The organism is Gordonia sp. i37 (genome assembly GCF_002043085.1).
In the GTDB taxonomy this organism is placed as follows: domain Bacteria; phylum Actinomycetota; class Actinomycetes; order Mycobacteriales; family Mycobacteriaceae; genus Gordonia; species Gordonia polyisoprenivorans.
Genome location: NZ_MVPX01000513.1, coordinates 30,397 through 46,813, shown reverse-complemented (window position 1 = coordinate 46,813; position 16,417 = coordinate 30,397). Strand labels below are relative to the sequence as shown.

11 protein-coding genes are annotated in these 16,417 nt (G+C 62.0%); 4 read left to right on the top strand and 7 right to left on the bottom strand.

Annotation, left to right across the window (positions count from 1 at the left end):
* On the bottom strand, positions 1-969 hold the full coding sequence (locus B1964_RS25330) for a PDR/VanB family oxidoreductase (RefSeq protein ID WP_079931767.1): 969 nt from the start codon (positions 967-969) through the stop codon (positions 1-3).
* A complete protein-coding gene (locus B1964_RS25325) occupies positions 966-2,093 on the bottom strand; it encodes an aromatic ring-hydroxylating dioxygenase subunit alpha (protein ID WP_079931766.1) in 1,128 nt (375 codons plus the stop codon). The genes B1964_RS25330 and B1964_RS25325 overlap by 4 nt, the downstream gene beginning before the upstream one ends.
* A gap of 288 nt (positions 2,094-2,381) precedes the next feature.
* Between B1964_RS25325 and B1964_RS31260 the strand changes: the two genes are divergently transcribed.
* Complete coding sequence (locus tag B1964_RS31260; protein WP_253194186.1) at positions 2,382-3,209, top strand: hypothetical protein; 828 nt, start codon at positions 2,382-2,384, stop codon at positions 3,207-3,209.
* Between the two features lie 422 nt (positions 3,210-3,631).
* Positions 3,632-4,690 carry a site-specific integrase gene (locus tag B1964_RS25315; protein ID WP_079931765.1) on the top strand — a complete coding sequence of 353 codons (1,059 nt, stop codon included), beginning with the start codon at positions 3,632-3,634 and terminating at the stop codon, positions 4,688-4,690.
* A 160-nt stretch (positions 4,691-4,850) separates the two neighbouring features.
* On the opposite strand, the gene B1964_RS25310 is transcribed toward B1964_RS25315, so the two are convergent.
* The 5 genes from B1964_RS25310 to B1964_RS25290 form a co-directional block, all read right to left on the bottom strand.
* On the bottom strand, positions 4,851-5,645 hold the full coding sequence (locus B1964_RS25310) for a hypothetical protein (protein ID WP_079931764.1): 795 nt from the start codon (positions 5,643-5,645) through the stop codon (positions 4,851-4,853).
* A gap of 83 nt (positions 5,646-5,728) precedes the next feature.
* On the bottom strand, positions 5,729-6,487 hold the full coding sequence (locus tag B1964_RS25305; RefSeq protein WP_079931763.1) for a helix-turn-helix transcriptional regulator: 759 nt from the start codon (positions 6,485-6,487) through the stop codon (positions 5,729-5,731).
* Positions 6,484-7,365, bottom strand: a complete 882-nt coding sequence (locus tag B1964_RS25300; protein ID WP_139765867.1) for a TIGR04255 family protein — start codon at positions 7,363-7,365, stop codon at positions 6,484-6,486. The genes B1964_RS25305 and B1964_RS25300 overlap by 4 nt, the downstream gene beginning before the upstream one ends.
* Before the next feature lie 208 nt (positions 7,366-7,573).
* On the bottom strand, positions 7,574-10,075 hold the full coding sequence (locus B1964_RS25295; protein ID WP_079931761.1) for an AAA family ATPase: 2,502 nt from the start codon (positions 10,073-10,075) through the stop codon (positions 7,574-7,576).
* A 278-nt stretch (positions 10,076-10,353) separates the two neighbouring features.
* Positions 10,354-10,986: a hypothetical protein gene (locus B1964_RS25290; protein WP_139765865.1), complete on the bottom strand. Its 633-nt coding sequence runs from the start codon at positions 10,984-10,986 to the stop codon at positions 10,354-10,356.
* Between the two features lie 95 nt (positions 10,987-11,081).
* On the opposite strand from B1964_RS25290, the gene B1964_RS25285 reads away from it, so the two are divergent.
* Both B1964_RS25285 and B1964_RS25280 read left to right on the top strand, forming a co-directional pair.
* Positions 11,082-11,342, top strand: a complete 261-nt coding sequence (locus tag B1964_RS25285) for a helix-turn-helix transcriptional regulator (RefSeq protein ID WP_079931759.1) — start codon at positions 11,082-11,084, stop codon at positions 11,340-11,342.
* Between the two features lie 113 nt (positions 11,343-11,455).
* Positions 11,456-16,405: a DEAD/DEAH box helicase gene (locus B1964_RS25280; RefSeq protein ID WP_079931758.1), complete on the top strand. Its 4,950-nt coding sequence runs from the start codon at positions 11,456-11,458 to the stop codon at positions 16,403-16,405.
* The last annotated feature ends 12 nt before the right edge of the window (positions 16,406-16,417 follow it).

The following is a 16,417-nucleotide window of genomic DNA, read 5'->3' as shown; positions in this document are numbered from 1 at the left end:
TCAGGGTTTCTCGAGGGTGAGGATCGGCGTCGATCCGCCACCTACGACCCGGGATACACATGCGCACAATCGTTTTGCGTCGGTCTTCTGCTTCTCGCTGTAGAAGACGTCGCGGTGGTCGATCCGGCCGGACACCTCGACAACCGATAACTCACACAGGCCGCATTCGCCGCGTCGGCAGTCCGACATGACGTCGAGTCCGGCGCGCTCGAGGGCACCGAGGAGGGTCTCGGAAGTACCGACGGTGGTGCGGAAGTCGAGGCTCGGGATGGCGACCTCGAAGGGTTCGGGGTCGAACCAGCCGCTGTTGCCGAAGGTTTCGTACCGCAGGTTCGCCAGTGGGAGTCGGCGGGCGAGCCAACGGCGGCGGGTGTCGTCCATGAGTCGAATGGGTCCGCACATGTAGAGTTCGGCGCTCTCGTCGAGATCGTCGACGACGTCGGCGACGTCGAGGTGAGCGCCTTCGTCGTTGGCGTACACCGTGATCCGGTCGCCGTGGAGCACCTGTAGCTCGTCGAGGAAAGCCATCACCCGGCGGCTTCGGCCGACGTAATGGATCTCGTATTCGGCACCGAGTCGGGCCAGCACCGCGGCCATTCCCGCCATCGCGGTGATCCCGATGCCGCCGGCGAGGAGCACATAACGTTGCGCGCCGACGCGCAGCGGAAAGTTCTGCAGGGGTGCGGTGATCTCGACCTCGTCGCCGGCGCGTAAGCCGTGCATGTACTGCGAGCCGCCGCGTGAGGTCGGTGACCGCCGGACGCCGAGCGTCACCGACGTTCCGTCGGGCGAGCCGTGCACGATCGAGTAGGAGCGGGTGTCGCCGTCGGGCAGTCGGATGTCGAGGTGCGCCCCCGGCGGCGCGTGATGTGGCCGGTCGGTGACGATCTCGATTCGCGCAATACCTTCGGCCGCAGGAACGTTCGACACCACTCGGCCGCGCAGCCATTCGATCTGGTTGTCCGTCATCGTCGTGGCCCTGCGGTGGCGGTGAGCGCATCGATGTTGATGATGGCGCTGCGTTCCTGCTCGATCATCCGGGCAACGATGCGCCGCGCCCACATCCCGCCCGCGTCGATGTTGAGGTTGTAGAACTCGTGGTCGGGGTTGGCCTCGATGGCCGCCTGTTGCGCGGTGAGCATCTCCTCGTCCTCGCCGAAGACACCGTGCACGCCGTCGCGTAGTTGGGTGGTGATGAGTTGGCTGTCGAGGCGATAGTTGCGCATGAAGGCCCAGAAGTAGATCGCGGTGCGCTCATCGACCGGGCTGATGGTGTTCATGACGAATCCGTTGACGCCCTGGCTGCGATCGCCTTCCGGAGCCCCGGTGCCCGCCTTGGCGACTCCGACGTCGATGCGGATCGTGCCCGGCGCCTGGAATTCGATGATCTGCCAACGATCGACCTTGCCGGTGAATCCGGGGAACTTGTCGCGCATGTTCTTCAGCCAGAACGGCGGGGCGTCGATGTTGTGCATCCACCGGGTCACGGTGACCGTGTTCTCGTCGTGGGTGGTGATGAACTCGGATTCGCTGAGTTCATCCTGCCCGATAGAGGACGAGTGGACGAACTCCTCGTGCGTGAGATCCATCAGATTGTCCACCACGAGTTGGTAATTGGCGCGTACGTCGATGGTCAGACCGTCGCCGGCCCACTCCGGCGAATCCATCTGGAACATGTCCGGGATCGTTGACGGGTCGGCCAGGGTCGGGTCACCGGGCCACACCCACAGGTACCGGTGGCGCTCCTCGATCGGGTACGACGCGACCATCGCCGACGGATTGATGGTCTCCTGGGCGGGCATCCGCGTACAGCGACCGGCGGCGTTGTACTGCAGTCCGTGATACGGGCATTGGATCTCTTCGGCTCCGATCCGCTTGCCCATCGACAGCGGCGCCAGGCGGTGCCAACACGCGTCGGCCAACGCAACCGGGCGTCCGGAATCGGTGCGGTAAAGCGCCAGCGGTTTGCCCGCGATCGTGCGAGCCAGGATCTGCGTCGAGCCGACCTCGTGGTCCCAGGCGGCTGCGTACCAGGCGTTGAGCGGAAACTGCATGTTCTTCGCGGTGGCTCCCGCGGGGCCGAGATCGGTCATGGCGTGTCCTTCGTGCGATGGGCTGCATCGCGTGTGTGAACTACCTATGCATGTAGATAGTTGGTGAGTGGAGCACACAGTATTCATATCCGTAGAGATTGTCAACGGTTTCGGCATTCACCGACCTTGCGTTGTGGATGAGGCGCAGCAGATTCGGCCGTTCATACGCCCGGGGGTGTCATACGTTCGGGTGGATTGCCGATATTGGCGCCGCATGCGTACCGCGGGCAGCCCGGTCGCGTGCTATTCATTCGTGACCAAACACCGATCGGCTCGAGGTGGGAGACCATGAGAAGACTCGCAATCGCGGGTGCAATTCTCTGCGCGGCGACGGCAGTGGCGTTGACCGGCTGCACGACGTCGGGGACACCCAGCGGCTCCCCACCGTCGGTGACGTCGGCGCATTCGACTGGAGCACCACCAACCGCCACGACGCCGACGACTGTGCCGCTCGTACCGGCGAGCGACGTCGATGTGCAGGGTTTCACCGCCTACAACGGCAAAGCGCGGGGCCGTGGCACCGACCGTGCCGAGATGTACATGCGGACCGCCAAGTCCGCACTGGTCGTGTGCCGCAGTGAGATCAACCGGCTCTATTACCGCGGCTACCGGATCGCCGACGGCGCCAACATCGAGCTCTACGAGGTGTACCCCCAAGGCACCGGCTATGTGGCTGTCAACGTCGCCGACAGTGCCCGCTATGTGATCACCGGCACCGGTTTCCAGGTGATCCAGAACGGCGCGGTGGTCACCGAGGAGTCGGCGATCGGGATCGGGCCACAGTCGTGGGCGAGCGCTCAGACGGCGGCACCGACTTCGACCCCGGCGGCATCGGCGGTGGTGCTCGGCGCAGCCGGGTCGGAGAATGAAACCGGTTATGGCACAGCCCAACCCAGCTCGATTTCGCTGGGTTCCTGCTCGAACTCCATCGATCAGATCACCTGGCAGGGTTGGGGCAACGACGTCGCGTTCGGCACGGGCATCGGTTGCTCCACGACTGGCCCCGGCTCGCGATACACGCTGGTGGCCTCCGACATCGGCATGTGCAATGGCGTTCGGGCGTACCGCAAGCTCAAGATCGGCAGCAACACCTCGCCGACCGACATCTGTCGATGAGCGAACGGCGGCGGGTTTCGGCGCTGTCGGCGGAATACAGAGCGCCGTCGGCGCGATGGTGAGCGCTGTCGGCGAGGGGCAGGGCGCTGTGGGCGGAATAGAGAGCGCTGTCGGCAGTGAAGGGCTCCCCCACCAGGACTCGAACCTGGTTGCACTTGAGGACCCATTCACTTGTGTCACCAGGCGACTTAGTGTGCATATTGCCCGGTGAGAGCGACTCTAGCCCGGAGCACTGACCAGTGCAAGCATCCACGCGCTCCCATCCATATCAGCCACAATATCGACATGAGTGAGCACAAGTGCGCACCGTGACGCATGGGTGACGATGCGGAGGACAAGCCTTGCCGAGTAAGCGCCGACGACGCGGTTGGGGCTACGTCCGTGCGCCACGTTCGGCGAGTTGCCGCTTCGCGGCCTCGTACATGCACATCCACGATGGCACCCTGACGCGGTTCAACGCGCCGAAGACGTTCGATACGCGTATGGCCGCTGAGGCCTGGCTCCACAAGGAACGGCAGCTAATCGCCCAAGGCGCCTGGACACCGCCTGCCGAACGTGCCAAGGCCGCGGCTCGGTCATCAATTCGTCTGCGAGACTTCGCAGACGACGCACTCGCTGGTCGGCGGCTTGAGCCGACGACCCGGTCCAACTACAAGAGGCTGTGGGAAACGCGCATTGAGCCGGGCCTCGGCGATTTCGTTGTCCGCGACATCACGGCCGACGACCTCCAGGAGTGGTGGCGGAACCTCGGCGTCGAACACGAAGCGAGCCGCGCGCACGCATGGAATCTGCTCAAGTCCCTGCTGAAGGAGGCCGTCGAGCGCGAAATCATCACGAGCAACCCGGCCGATAATCCCCGATTCAAGCGCTACGGAAAACGGCCTACCCGGCGCCAGATCATCCTGCTGACCCCTACGGAGATCAGCGAGACCGCTGCCAAGCTGCCCAGCTACTACGCGATCGCGCTACCCATCATGGCCTGGTGCGCCTTGCGGTACGCCGAGGTATCAGAGCTGCGCGTGAAGGACATCGATGACGGGCCTGACGGCATGGTGATCCACGTCCGGCGCTCTGCCCCGCTGGTCGACGGCGTACCCGTCGTCAAGCAGGGCAGCAAGTCCGACGCGGGCACTCGAGATGTGTGGGTGCCGCCGGACTTGGCCGCAGCGATTCGTCAACACTTGAAAAACGTCGAAGAGCAACCGAACACGCTTGTGGTGACCAACTTTCGCGGGGATCGATTGCCTCGCGCGACGTTCACCAAAGCGTTCAAGGCCGCACTTCCACCCGCCAAGTCGGAGATGCACGTGCATGCGCTTCGTCATACTGGCGCAGTCCTCGCTGCTCAGGCTGGCGCATCGACTGCTGAGTTGATGGACCGGCTCGGCCACGTATCGCCTGGGATGGCAATGGCCTATCAGCACATCGTTTCGGGTCGTCAAAGAACGATCAGCAACGACATGAGCAAACTCCAATGGTGAATCGCCCATGACATACCGGCAACGCTGTCCCCGCCCACTGACTTGTCCAGCAGAAACAACCGCTGCCGGACGTCTTATGGGCATTGCTCTTGTCAACTGCTCGTGGCGATGCCAAGCCACGGACTCGGCTCGGGAGCAGCGAATGCCTTTGACAAATCCTTCAGTCGAATCGGCGCCGATCGAGTGTGGGAACATGGATCGGCACAGTCGCGCGGTAAAGCTGCACCGGGCACTTCTCCACGGTGAGAAAACGTATCGGCTCCCAGGTGATGTCGACCGACTTCAGCGCCTTCTTGTGAGACTTCCACTCATCGCGGAGTGGTTTGCTCTCCGCCGGTCCGAAGCGGTGATCAGTGAGAACGAGCAGCCGTACCCGCTTCGGGTACAGCGCCGTGCCCTCGACAATCTCCAGCCGAAGCTGCTCAACCGCGTCACACCAGTCCTGCGACTTCTTCGCCTTCGAGAGCATCTTGCGTAGAGCTTCGAATACAGGACCTGCCAGCGCGTCATGAACCGCCGGGCGCGCGAGTTTGCTAGCCAAGCGCTGCCCGAGGATCAGCTCGTCCGCGATCGTGGCGAAACCATCGACGGGTTCGACCGACGCGAGTAGCCCCTTGCTGACTGGGACGCTCGCGCGCAGGTCCACCGCCCAGCTCGCACCCTCGACCGGAGGGTGGGTGAGCCAGACGTACTCGGAGACTTGGTAGTCCTTGACCTGCTGAATCTTCTCCGACGGGAACGCTGAGATGTCGCGTACAGGGCATACCTGCACCAATGGGTGCCGATGAGCGGGAGCGCCCGCGATGTCACAGGTTTGTGAGACCACCGCCGCGAACCCAGTGTCGCTCAGCGGGGCGGAACGCGCACGCACCTCACCCGCCGCTCCACCGACAGATGGTTCACCTGTCACAGGGTCGTCCACCCAGGTCGGGACGAACCAGGCGCCACGGTCCATCTTGATAAGGTGCCCCTGCCGCCACCGCTCAAGTGCGACTAGCGTCTCCGGGGCCCATGACTCCGGCAGAAGTCGATCAATCGTCACCGGGCGAACCCGACCTCGACATCCTCGGTCACCAGCGTTTCCGAGCCACGGATGATTGGCGTTTCGACGTCAGCAGCGATCCCTTCGTAGACCGAAGTGCCGATCTCACGTCGAGGGAATGGCGCCCTGTTTACAGCCAGGTCCACGAGCTCGTCGAACCTGCCGTCGAGCAGGGCTCCGATGCGCTTCTTGTCTCCGCGCAGCCACCTGCCCAGCGGTTGGTCGAGCGTCTCGCGCAGGTCGTCGACGGCATCCGCCAGCTCCCACAGCCGCCCCAGGCTGGCGACGCGAGGACGGCTCCCGGTGGGCTTGTCCGACCACGAGTGGAAGGTGCGCTTACTGATACCAGTCGCTTTGAACATCTCCTTCTGTGTGAGACCCAGCTCGGCGCGGAGGCGCTCGAACGCCTCAACGACATCAGCTGTCTCATCGACCTTGCTGCCGGTCTTAGTGTCCACCACAGTGTCGATAAAGGTGTACGGGGCCGTCAACCACAAAGCCGAGCCCGAGAGATTCAACTGCCCGTCAAGCCCCTTGAACACCTCGACACGGACCTGATCCCAGGCGCAGGGACCAAGCGCGCCGGAGAAGTGGACGACCGCGTCCCGCAGGCCCGGTGACGAACTGATCTCCACAAAGGTGCTGAACCACGAGTCGGAATAGCAGGGCACCGGATGCCCATCGCGTCGCTCACGCACCTGCGTCGGTGACCAGAGGACGCGAGAACCGGTCGGCTGTTGCTGCATGATGGTCATCCCTCGCCACCCGCCCGGAGCTTTTTCAGGTAGGTGTCGGTGACCGACGACTGGAATATCGACAGCGCCGTGCGATTCAGTCGTTCGGCGGACATGACGACCTGCCCTGGGTCGAACGTGAATGAGGAGTGGCGGAACACATCGGTGTCGAGAAGGTACTGCACGCATTTGCCGGAGTCATCGCGGACAGGGCCGTGACGCAACAATGCGCCGTGGTGGTCGTCGATGCGGATCTCCACCTGCTGCTGGGCTGCCTGGACCCCGGCACCGAAGTCGGGATTCAGTACCGGGCCTAGCAGAGTGTCATGTATCCGGCCGTGCCATGCCGCGGCGGAGTCAAACCCGCTGTCGTGGAAGCGGTCGACGTAACGCAGACCGACTCGGTGCACGAGAGATGGCTTGACCAGCCGGGCGAGGGACTCGACGATGACGGTCAACGGGGGCTTCACGCTTGTGCTCCAGCGCTCGTAACGATTGATCTGCATGATCAGAATATCGGGCATGAGGGTGATGAGAGTGCCGTCTGCCGACGCAATCTGCCATCCCTGCGACTCTGCGGCGACCTGGGAGACACCATTGGCCCCAAAGTCGATGCGCATCTGCTGCTGGACTGCGGGCTGGATGTTCGGGTAATCGACGCCAGTGTCCTCCACAAGCTCGTCACGGAAGGCGGCCGCGGTCTCCGGAGAGATTTCGGAGGAGGACGAGGTGTAGCGGATCTCGATAACCGCGACCTCGAGCGGGGCGTCTCCGAGCAACGTCGGATCGGCCGGCGGAAGGTTCCCCAAGGGGACATCCTCGGCTGGGTGAAGTGTGTGTGGATCGATGGTCATGGTGTCCTGTCCATAGAGATGCACCTTAGCTGCACCTACCGTCAAGTGTAGGCGCTACGAACTGATTTGCAGCTGTGGGAGTGCTAGTCCATGGCGAGGTCAAAGCAAACGCGACAGCACCGACATCCGGCGTCGCTGATGGCTCGTACCCTTTGAGCGGCGGAATCGCCTACTGTCCCGAAATCCCGCGACGGTCATGCTGGGCAAGTGCTTCGTGTCTAGATCGGTAGCGTCTTCGGCGGCCGCCAAGCACTTACTCGACAGCCATTGCCGCGGCCTGTGCGCCCTCTTCCGCAATAGCCACGGCTTCCCCGCTAGCAGGCACCTCATCCGCCTCGGACTCGGCTACTGCGGCGGGAGTTCCTGTAGGAGCGAGTGCATCTGCCTGGTTCTCGCTATTTGTGATGTCATCGACGCTCATTCGCCCTTGGTTGTTGAGACGCGGCAACAGGGGCAGGCGTTCAAGCTCAGCCCGAAAAACTGGGAAGTTCGCGATCCGCTCCAGGGGATTCTCGTCGAGCTGGTGGTCGCGTCTGATGGTCGCGAGGCCCGCTCGGATGATGTCTCCGATCTCCGTATCGTCGGCCGCTGCGTCGATGCGCCTGAGCATGACGAGAGCTTGGTCCTGGATACAGCCGTCGGGATGTGCTTCGAAGAACTCGGTAATGAGTTGTTCTATGCGCCTATCACGGCGGCGCGCAGCCTCAGTCTCGCGTGCCGTGGCAAGGGTGGTGCTCAGCTTTGCGATGAGGGCTGCGAAGTTCGAATCGAGAACCTCAACATCTTCAAGCTTCACGTCGTTATTGGCGTGCTCACTGATACATCCGATCAACTCCTTAGCGAAACCTGCCTTGCCTATGCCAGTGTCAAACACAGAGCGGAAGGCCGTCTCGATGGCGTTCCACAGAGAACATGACTCAGTCGCGACGCCGGCCAGGATCCGCTCGTCAGTCAAGGCTGCGGACTCGTCACCACTCAATCCGAGAAGGTGCGTTGCGTAGCGACGCGCTGCAATCCCGGCCAATCGCAGCGGGACCAAATCCTCAGGCTCCTCGACGACCACGCCAGGTACTGACACAGCGTCAGGCACGGCCTCCCCAAGCATCACGATCAAGTCCTTCGAGACCGTAGGACGACCTTTGGCACCACCCTTCAGGATCTGTCGACGAGCTTCCTGGCCGGCGCCATCACTGTCGAGCAGGACTGCACACGCGGGTTTGAACTGGTCTCGTCCGCGCGCTAGATACAACATGTAGGCCATGTTCGAGCCGCCAGGCACGAGCGTTACTTGGTTCAAGTCCAGGGTGGCGCTAGGAGCAGCTCCTGCAAGTCGCAGTCGGGTGTTCATACCGGAGAGCAGCACTTGGTCAGAGATGCCCTCGACGAACAGATTGTCGCCGCCGATAAACGCAGTTTCGGCCACGAATGCCCCAAGCGAGGTCCGTAGCGGCTCGTAGTGATTGCGAGTTACGTCAGCGACGAGGCGCGTACCTTCATCGCCGGCGCCCTTATCAACGACGCGGACACGGTGACCGGCATTGCGGTTGACTAGAAATGGCGAGTGGGTTACGTACACGACTTGGTCGCTGCGATCGGAATTGTCGGGGTGGGCGTAGTACTCCAGGATGCGCAGCAGATCTTGCTGCCCGACGGCTGACAGGTATGCATCAGGCTCGTCCATCAGAAGCACTTCAGGCACTGGCGGACGCTCATGTGACCAGAGTTGCACGAAGTACGACAAGAAATAGGTCAGTCCGCGGCTGCGCTCGCTGAACGAATAATCGGTGCCGGTTCGGTCACGAATCGTGAAAACCAGCTCGTGCTCCCGCGGTGACACACGAAGTGCGAAGTCCTCGTCCTGACTCCACCACCTCGATACGTTGAGATGTCGAGCAATGGAGTCATTCATCCTCTGGATGAGCGCGTTGACCAAGCCTTCACGTTCTTCTTCGATTGCATCAAGGAGATCAACGAAGGCGCTCTGATCAATGCGCGCGATCTTGGTCAACAAGTCTTGACCCAATTGCTGTCGCCTAACTGACAGCTTCTGCAGGGACTCGTCGTTGATCGATGTGCGAGCCAGCTCGATCAAGGAGAACAGGGTGCTTGCGTGCTCCTTAAGAGCCTCCAGACCACTCACTCCAGCCAAAAAGCGCAACAACTCAAAGCGCTGTTTCCGCTCACACGGAACGGTTTGCAGCCCGGCGAGTGACGCCAGTGACACCGAGTCAGGAAGATCTATCTGCGTCTGCAGTTTGTGGGCTTTCGGCAATAGTGCTTGCAATGAGACGGTCTGGGTTTCATTAAGGAGAACCCGCTCCTCGTCGGCGTTGAGCACATGCACGATTCCGGCTTCAGGGCGAAGCAAGATGAGGTCGTCGTTCCTGGAGAGCGGAATCCTCAGAGCGGCGAGTTTGGCTCGTTCGTCGTTCGACAGCGCGAACACAGCGCCCACCTCGGGGTACAGTCTCTTGTTCTTCTCAACCGAGAACAACGTCGAGTAACGACAGAAGTCGCGACGAGAGTGTTCGTCACCGGAGAGCACAATATGGATGGCATCGAGAAGGTGGGACTTGCCAGACTCGTTCGCTCCAACTACCGCCGTGATGTCGTGCTCAAGACTAATTGTTACGTGCGGCAGCCAACCATCGGACGTCGCCTGCCAGTCCTTCTTTCTCGACGTCGGCGCGAACTTCAGCTCGTAATCGTAGTTGAACGACTTGTACCAGCGAACCAGGACCTCGCGGATGCGCACGACGATGCCTTTCGTCTGTCGGAGTTCGAAGTCGCGCGTGCGACTCGCTAGTCCCGAGAGTACGGTCCCCCTGCGGCCAATCGGTAGAAGTACTGCACTGACCGAATCTCCAGCGTTTTAGTCAGGCAATGATCTACCCGCGTAACACCTGCCATCTGCGACCCGGCGAGTCCACACCCGTCCTGCCGTTCTAGTGTTAGCTGCTCACTGCTCGGTCGTAGAGTGGGTGCCGGTGCGGTCGCTGCCGCCGTCGCTTGCAACAACTTCATGTCGGCCGCCTATCTTCTCTGGCCCAATCGAACCCGACGACGCTCGACCCACTCCGCAGCAACCATGCGGCCTTCCTCATAGAGATGCTCCACCACCTCAGCCCGATGAAGCCTCTCCTGCTCAGCCTGCCTATCCCGACGCTCGTCGTACTGCCGTCGCTCATCCGCGTCGAGGTGGCCGTAGCAATGCGACAGAAACTCATTGGGACCCATCCACGCTGCAGGCTTCGTGCACCTGCGCCCCTTGGACTTCGCGAAGGCCGAGCAGGAGGGACGCTCCGCGCGCGTCTCGCTGAACTGCTGGTGACTATCCAAGACGTCCTCGATAGCCTCCTCAGCCGTCGGGAAGCGAACCGTCGGCACCGCCGGCTTCACACGCGTCGCGCCGTTTCGCACCGCTTTCGAGTGTCGAGCGTAGATCGCACGAGGACGCGACAGATCATCGGTCCACGCCTCGCTCAACTGCGCGTGTTTGTTCAACAGACTTGCTGCTCCAAACGCATTAACGGCTTCGCCGCGAGCGACGTCGACGACCTCGCCCAGCTCGTCAAGGTTGAGCGCCGCCTCGTCAGAGAGCATCAACAGGACTGCTCCGCATTCATCGAGCACCGCGACCATCTCGTCGAGAATCTCCATCGCCATCGGCGAGGCCCACTCCCTACGTGAATCTGCTGCCACGTTATCAAAGTACTACTAGTAGGGCAGACTTTCTGGTAGCCATCATCGGTACTTGGTGGGTGCCAACTCGCCCATCTCAAGTCGATCCGCGTCGACTGGAGTCGTGGGCTCGGCACCGCAAAGCCGTGGGCCAACGAATCAGAGCACTCCGAATTGAGCAGGGACTGACCCAAGAGGCGTTGGCGTTGGAGTCTGGGGTCACCCGCAACGTCCTTATCCAGGTCGAGCACGGGCGGCGCGGCCTTCTGTACGAGCGCCTGTTCGATATCGCCGAAGTGCTGGGGGTCGATGCCGGACAGCTGCTGACGCACGATCGATGAGCGCAGGGCAACCCTCCGCGACGCGCTGGACCGAAGCGCGAGTGCCACGACGCGAGCCTCCCGCCCGATAGGGTTTCGCGACAGACGGCCCGATCGACTGGAGGCAACGGAGCATGGGTTCGATTCACGAGGTGATGGCGGCGTTTCGTGAGGCGCCGTCGAATTCCGAACGTGGCACCAAGTTCGAGAAGCTGATGGTCCGCTACTTCGAACTCGACCCTATGCTCTCCCAGCAGTACGACGCCGTGTGGCGCTGGATCGACTGGCCGGGGCGTCAGGGAAAGCCTGACACTGGCATCGACCTCGTCGCCCGAGAGCGCGACAGCGGCGAGTACACGGCGATCCAGTGCAAGTTCTACGAACCGACCCACACTCTGCGCAAAGAAGACATCGACTCGTTCTTCACTGCGTCAGGCAAGAAGCCGTTCACCAACCGCATCATCATCTCGACCACCGACCGCTGGGGAAAGAACGCTGAGGACACACTCGACGACCAAACCATCCCAGTGCAGCGCATCGGGCTGGCCGAGATCGCCGACTCCCCCATCGACTGGGACGTGAGCCTGGTCGATGGTGAGGTCGAAGTTCACCTCGCCGAGGCAACTCGGCACGAGCCGCGGCCGCACCAGACCACGGCGATCGAGAAGGTGTTCGCCGGCTTCGAGAAGGGCCACGATCGCGGCAAGCTCATCATGGCCTGCGGCACCGGCAAGACCTTCACGGCGCTCAAGATCGCCGAACGCACTGCGACGGAGAATGCCGGCAACGCACGAATCCTCTTCTGCGTCCCATCGATCTCTTTGCTCTCCCAGACTCTGCGCGAGTGGACGGCACAGACTCAGTTGGACCTCCGAGCCTTCGCGGTCTGCTCCGACATCAAGGTGTCGCGCGCAGCTGAGGACATCAGCTCCTACGACGTCGCGGTACCGGTCACCACCAACGCCGACAAACTGGTCGCGGAGATGTCATACCGCAAGCGCGCCAAGGGTTTAACGGTGGTTTTCACCACCTATCAGTCGCTGCCGGTCGTAGCGCAGGCGCAACGTGATGGAGTGGACCCCTTTGATCTGGTGATCTGCGACGAGGCGCACCGAACGACCGGCGTCACACTTGAAGGTGCCGACGAGTCCAACTTCGTCCGCGTCCACGACAGCGAATACATCAAGTCCACCCGACGGCTCTACATGACAGCCACTCCTCGAATCTTCGACGAATCGGTCAAGACGAAGGCCGATGAACACTCCGCCGAGATCACGTCGATGGACGACGAGGACAAGTACGGTCCCGAGTTTCACCGATTGTCGTTCGGCGAGGCGGTCGAGCGTGGACTGCTCACCGACTACAAAGTTCTCGTGCTGACCGTTGACGAAGAATTGGTCGCCGCTCCCCTGCAAACTCAGCTCGCCGGCCCGGACGGGGACTTGCGTCTTGATGATGCGACGAAGATCGTCGGTGCATGGAATGGCCTGGCCAAGCGAGCTGGGCGTACCCCGGATGGCACCGGCTTCACCCCGGGCGAACCACCGATGCGTCGAGCCGTGGCATTCGCGAAGGACATCGCCGCCTCCGACAAGATCGCTGAGCTGTTTCCCCGCGTTGTCGACACCTACCGCGACATGCTCACCGACAGCATCGACGACGGTCACGACGTCAACACCACCAACCTCGATCTGGGCGTACAGGTTCACCACGTTGATGGCACGTACAACGCCCTCGAACGCAACCGCGAACTCCAGTGGCTCAAAGCGCCACTCCCAGACAATGAGTGCCGCATCCTCACCAACGCCCGATGCCTGTCCGAAGGCGTCGACGTGCCAGCACTGGATTCCGTGATGTTCCTGCACCCACGTAACAGCGTCGTCGACGTAGTGCAGTCCGTCGGCCGCGTGATGCGCAAAGCCGAGGGCAAAGACTACGGGTACATCATCCTGCCGGTCGCAGTTCCTGCCGGAGTCTCACCGTCACAGGCACTCTCGGACAACCGCCGCTTTAAGGTAGTGTGGCAGGTCCTCAACGCGCTGCGCGCCCACGACGACCGGTTCAACGCGATGGTCAACTCGATCGCGTTGAACACCTCAGCGGAACTGCAAGCCACCGGACAGGGCTCCGACCAGCTCCTCGGCGGGCACATCGGCCCGACGACGGAGAACCCGGAGAGCATCAGCAGCGGTGAAAGCTCCGGCAGCGCTACTAACGGCGCGAACGACGACCCCGCCAATGGCATCACCGACGGCAGCGGAGCCGGTGGTGGAAGTATGGCGCAACAGATGGCGCTGTTCTCCCTTTCCGAGTGGCAGGAAGCCATCTACACCCGCATCGTCGACAAGGTCGGCACCCGCACCTATTGGGAGGACTGGGCCAAGGACGTCGCCGACATTGCCGCGGCGTTGATCGCCCGAATCAAGATCCTGATCGACGGCGCCGACGAGGCCGTTACCGAAGCGTTCGCGAAGTTCCACAAAGGCTTGCAGGACAATCTGAACGACTCCATCACTCGCGACGACGCCATTTCGATGCTGGCGCAGCACCTGATCACGGCGCCGGTCTTCGATGCTCTCTTCGCCGGGCACGAGTTTGCGGCGCACAACCCGGTGTCGAGGACGATGCAGGCGATGGTGGACCAGCTCGGCGGGGCCGGACTCGAAGCCGAGACCGAGCACCTCGAAGGCTTCTACGACTCGGTGCGGGTCCGGGCATCGGAGGTCACCACCGCCGACGGCAAGCAGCAGGTGATCGCCGAGCTCTACGAGAAATTCTTCAAGGTCGGATTCACGAAACAGGCTGAGGCACTGGGCATAGTCTACACCCCAGTCGAGATCGTCGACTTCATTCTCCGCGCCGCCGACCACGCGTCTCGTGAGGCGTTCGGCCGCGGGCTGACCGACGACGCTGTGCACGTTCTCGACCCATTCACAGGCACTGGCACATTCATTACTCGGCTCATGCAGTCGGGCCTGGTGCGCCCGGAAGACCTGGCCCGCAAGTACGCCAGCGAGCTGCACGCCAACGAGATCATACTGCTCGCGTACTACATCGCTGCGGTGAACATCGAGACCACGTACCACGCACTGACCAAGTCCGAGTACAGCCCGTTCGAGGGAATCGTCCTCACCGACACGTTCCAGATGACCGAGGACGATGATTCAATGGACACGGAGATGTTCCCGCAGAACAACTCTCGCATCGTGAAGCAGCTCGCGGCACCGATCCACATCATCGTCGGGAACCCGCCGTACTCAGTCGGTCAGTCCTCCGCGAATGATCTCAACGCGAATGTGTCCTATCCGACACTCGATAAGCGGATCGCCGACACCTACGCCAAGCGCTCCACGGCGACGAACAAAAACAGCCTCTACGACAGTTACCTTCGGGCGTTCCGCTGGGCCACCGACAGAGTCGGTGACCACGGAGTCGTTGCGTTCGTGTCGAACGGCGGGTGGATCGACGGCAACACCGCCGACGGAATCCGCCTCTCCCTCGCAGACGAGTACAGCCGGATCTACGTCTACAACCTCCGCGGCAACCAGCGCACATCCGGCGAGCTGTCCCGGAAGGAAGGCGGCAAGGTATTCGGCTCCGGCAGCCGCAACACAGTCGCGATCTTCATTGGGGTGAAGGACCCCACCTGCGCTGGACCGTGTGAGGTCCAGTACCGGGACATCGGCGACTACCTGCCCCGCGAGCAGAAGCTAGAAATCGTCGCGGAAGGCGACCTCAAGTCCGTTGAGTGGCAAGCCATTACGCCGAACGAGCACGGGGACTGGGTCAGCCAACGCAACGATGATTTCGCGTCGTGGCCCGTGATCGGTGACAAGTCTGGCGGACCGGCGATCTTCAAGACGTATTCCGCCGGGCTCAAGACCAACCGGGATCCCTGGTGCTGCAACTTCAGCTCCGAGACTGTTGGGATGAGCATCCAGCGCATGATCGACTACTACAACGCCCAGGTCGCGGCGTTCACGAACTGGTGCACAGCGAATCAGATCACCGACCGCAACGCCAACGTGGATTGTTTCATATCCGCTAACCCGCACAGTATCTCGTGGTCAGGCGGCCTGAAGACGCATCTAGCCCGCGGGACCCATCTTTCGTACCGTCCACCGGCGATCGTGCGGTCGAGTTACCGACCGTTCCAGCAGCAGTACGTCTATTTCGACCAGTTCTTGAACGAGCGGCGTTACCAGCTACCTTTGATGTTCCCGTCGCAAAGCCACCGGAACCTAGGCATTCTGCTTACTGGACCGGCGTCGCACTTCGAGTTCACGCCGTTCATGACCGACCTCTTGCCAAATTTGCACCTGCTCGACACGGGTCAGTTCTTCTCTCGCTGGGTCTACGAGCCGGCTGAAACCGACGACGGCACCCTTGATCTTGCAGCTGGCTCTGCCGAGGTAGACGAGTACGGCTACCGACGTATCGACAACATCACCGACGATATCCTCACCCTGTACCAGGAGGCAGTCGGCGATCAGGTCACCAAGGACGACATCTTCTTCTACGTGTACGGGCTGCTTCACGACCCCAACTACCGGGAGACCTACGCCGCGGACCTGAAGAAGATACTGCCGCACATCCCGACCCCAGAGTCACAGGAACGGTTCGAGCAACTCGCAGCGGCGGGCCTGGCTCTGTCCGACCTCCACATCGGGTACGAAGACGTCGCGCCGTACCCCGTCGATGTGCAGCTCAAGCCGGGCGCCGATCCCGCCGACCGCGAGACCTGGCGGATATCAAAGATGAAATGGGCCAAACGAAAAGACCCAGAGACTGGCAAGAGCGTCAGCGATGTCACGAAGCTGATCTACAACTCGAAGGTCACTATCGCCAACATCCCGGAAGAAGCTGAGCGGTACATGCTCGGCCCACGATCGGCGCTGGCGTGGATCATCGACCGGTATCAAGTGAAGACCGACAAGGCGTCTGGCATCGTCAACGACCCGAACGACTGGTGCGACGAGCGCGATGACCCGCGCGACATCGTTGGCCTCATCGCGAAGGTGACAACCGTTGCGGTCGAAACGATGAAGATCGTGGACAGCCTGTCCGAGACCTCCACCGACTAAATCGACCACGCT

Excerpts from the sequence above, each read along its gene's own strand:
- B1964_RS25330 (WP_079931767.1), bottom strand. The coding sequence starts at position 969 with ATGACGGACAACCAGATCGAATGGCTGCGCGGCCGAGTGGTGTCGAAC.
- B1964_RS25325 (WP_079931766.1), bottom strand. The coding sequence starts at position 2,093 with ATGACCGATCTCGGCCCCGCGGGAGCCACCGCGAAGAACATGCAGTTT.
- B1964_RS31260 (WP_253194186.1), top strand. The coding sequence starts at position 2,382 with ATGAGAAGACTCGCAATCGCGGGTGCAATTCTCTGCGCGGCGACGGCA.
- B1964_RS25315 (WP_079931765.1), top strand. The coding sequence starts at position 3,632 with ATGCACATCCACGATGGCACCCTGACGCGGTTCAACGCGCCGAAGACG.
- B1964_RS25310 (WP_079931764.1), bottom strand. The coding sequence starts at position 5,645 with ATGGACCGTGGCGCCTGGTTCGTCCCGACCTGGGTGGACGACCCTGTG.
- B1964_RS25305 (WP_079931763.1), bottom strand. The coding sequence starts at position 6,487 with ATGACCATCATGCAGCAACAGCCGACCGGTTCTCGCGTCCTCTGGTCA.
- B1964_RS25290 (WP_139765865.1), bottom strand. The coding sequence starts at position 10,986 with ATGGCGATGGAGATTCTCGACGAGATGGTCGCGGTGCTCGATGAATGC.
- B1964_RS25280 (WP_079931758.1), top strand. The coding sequence starts at position 11,456 with ATGGGTTCGATTCACGAGGTGATGGCGGCGTTTCGTGAGGCGCCGTCG.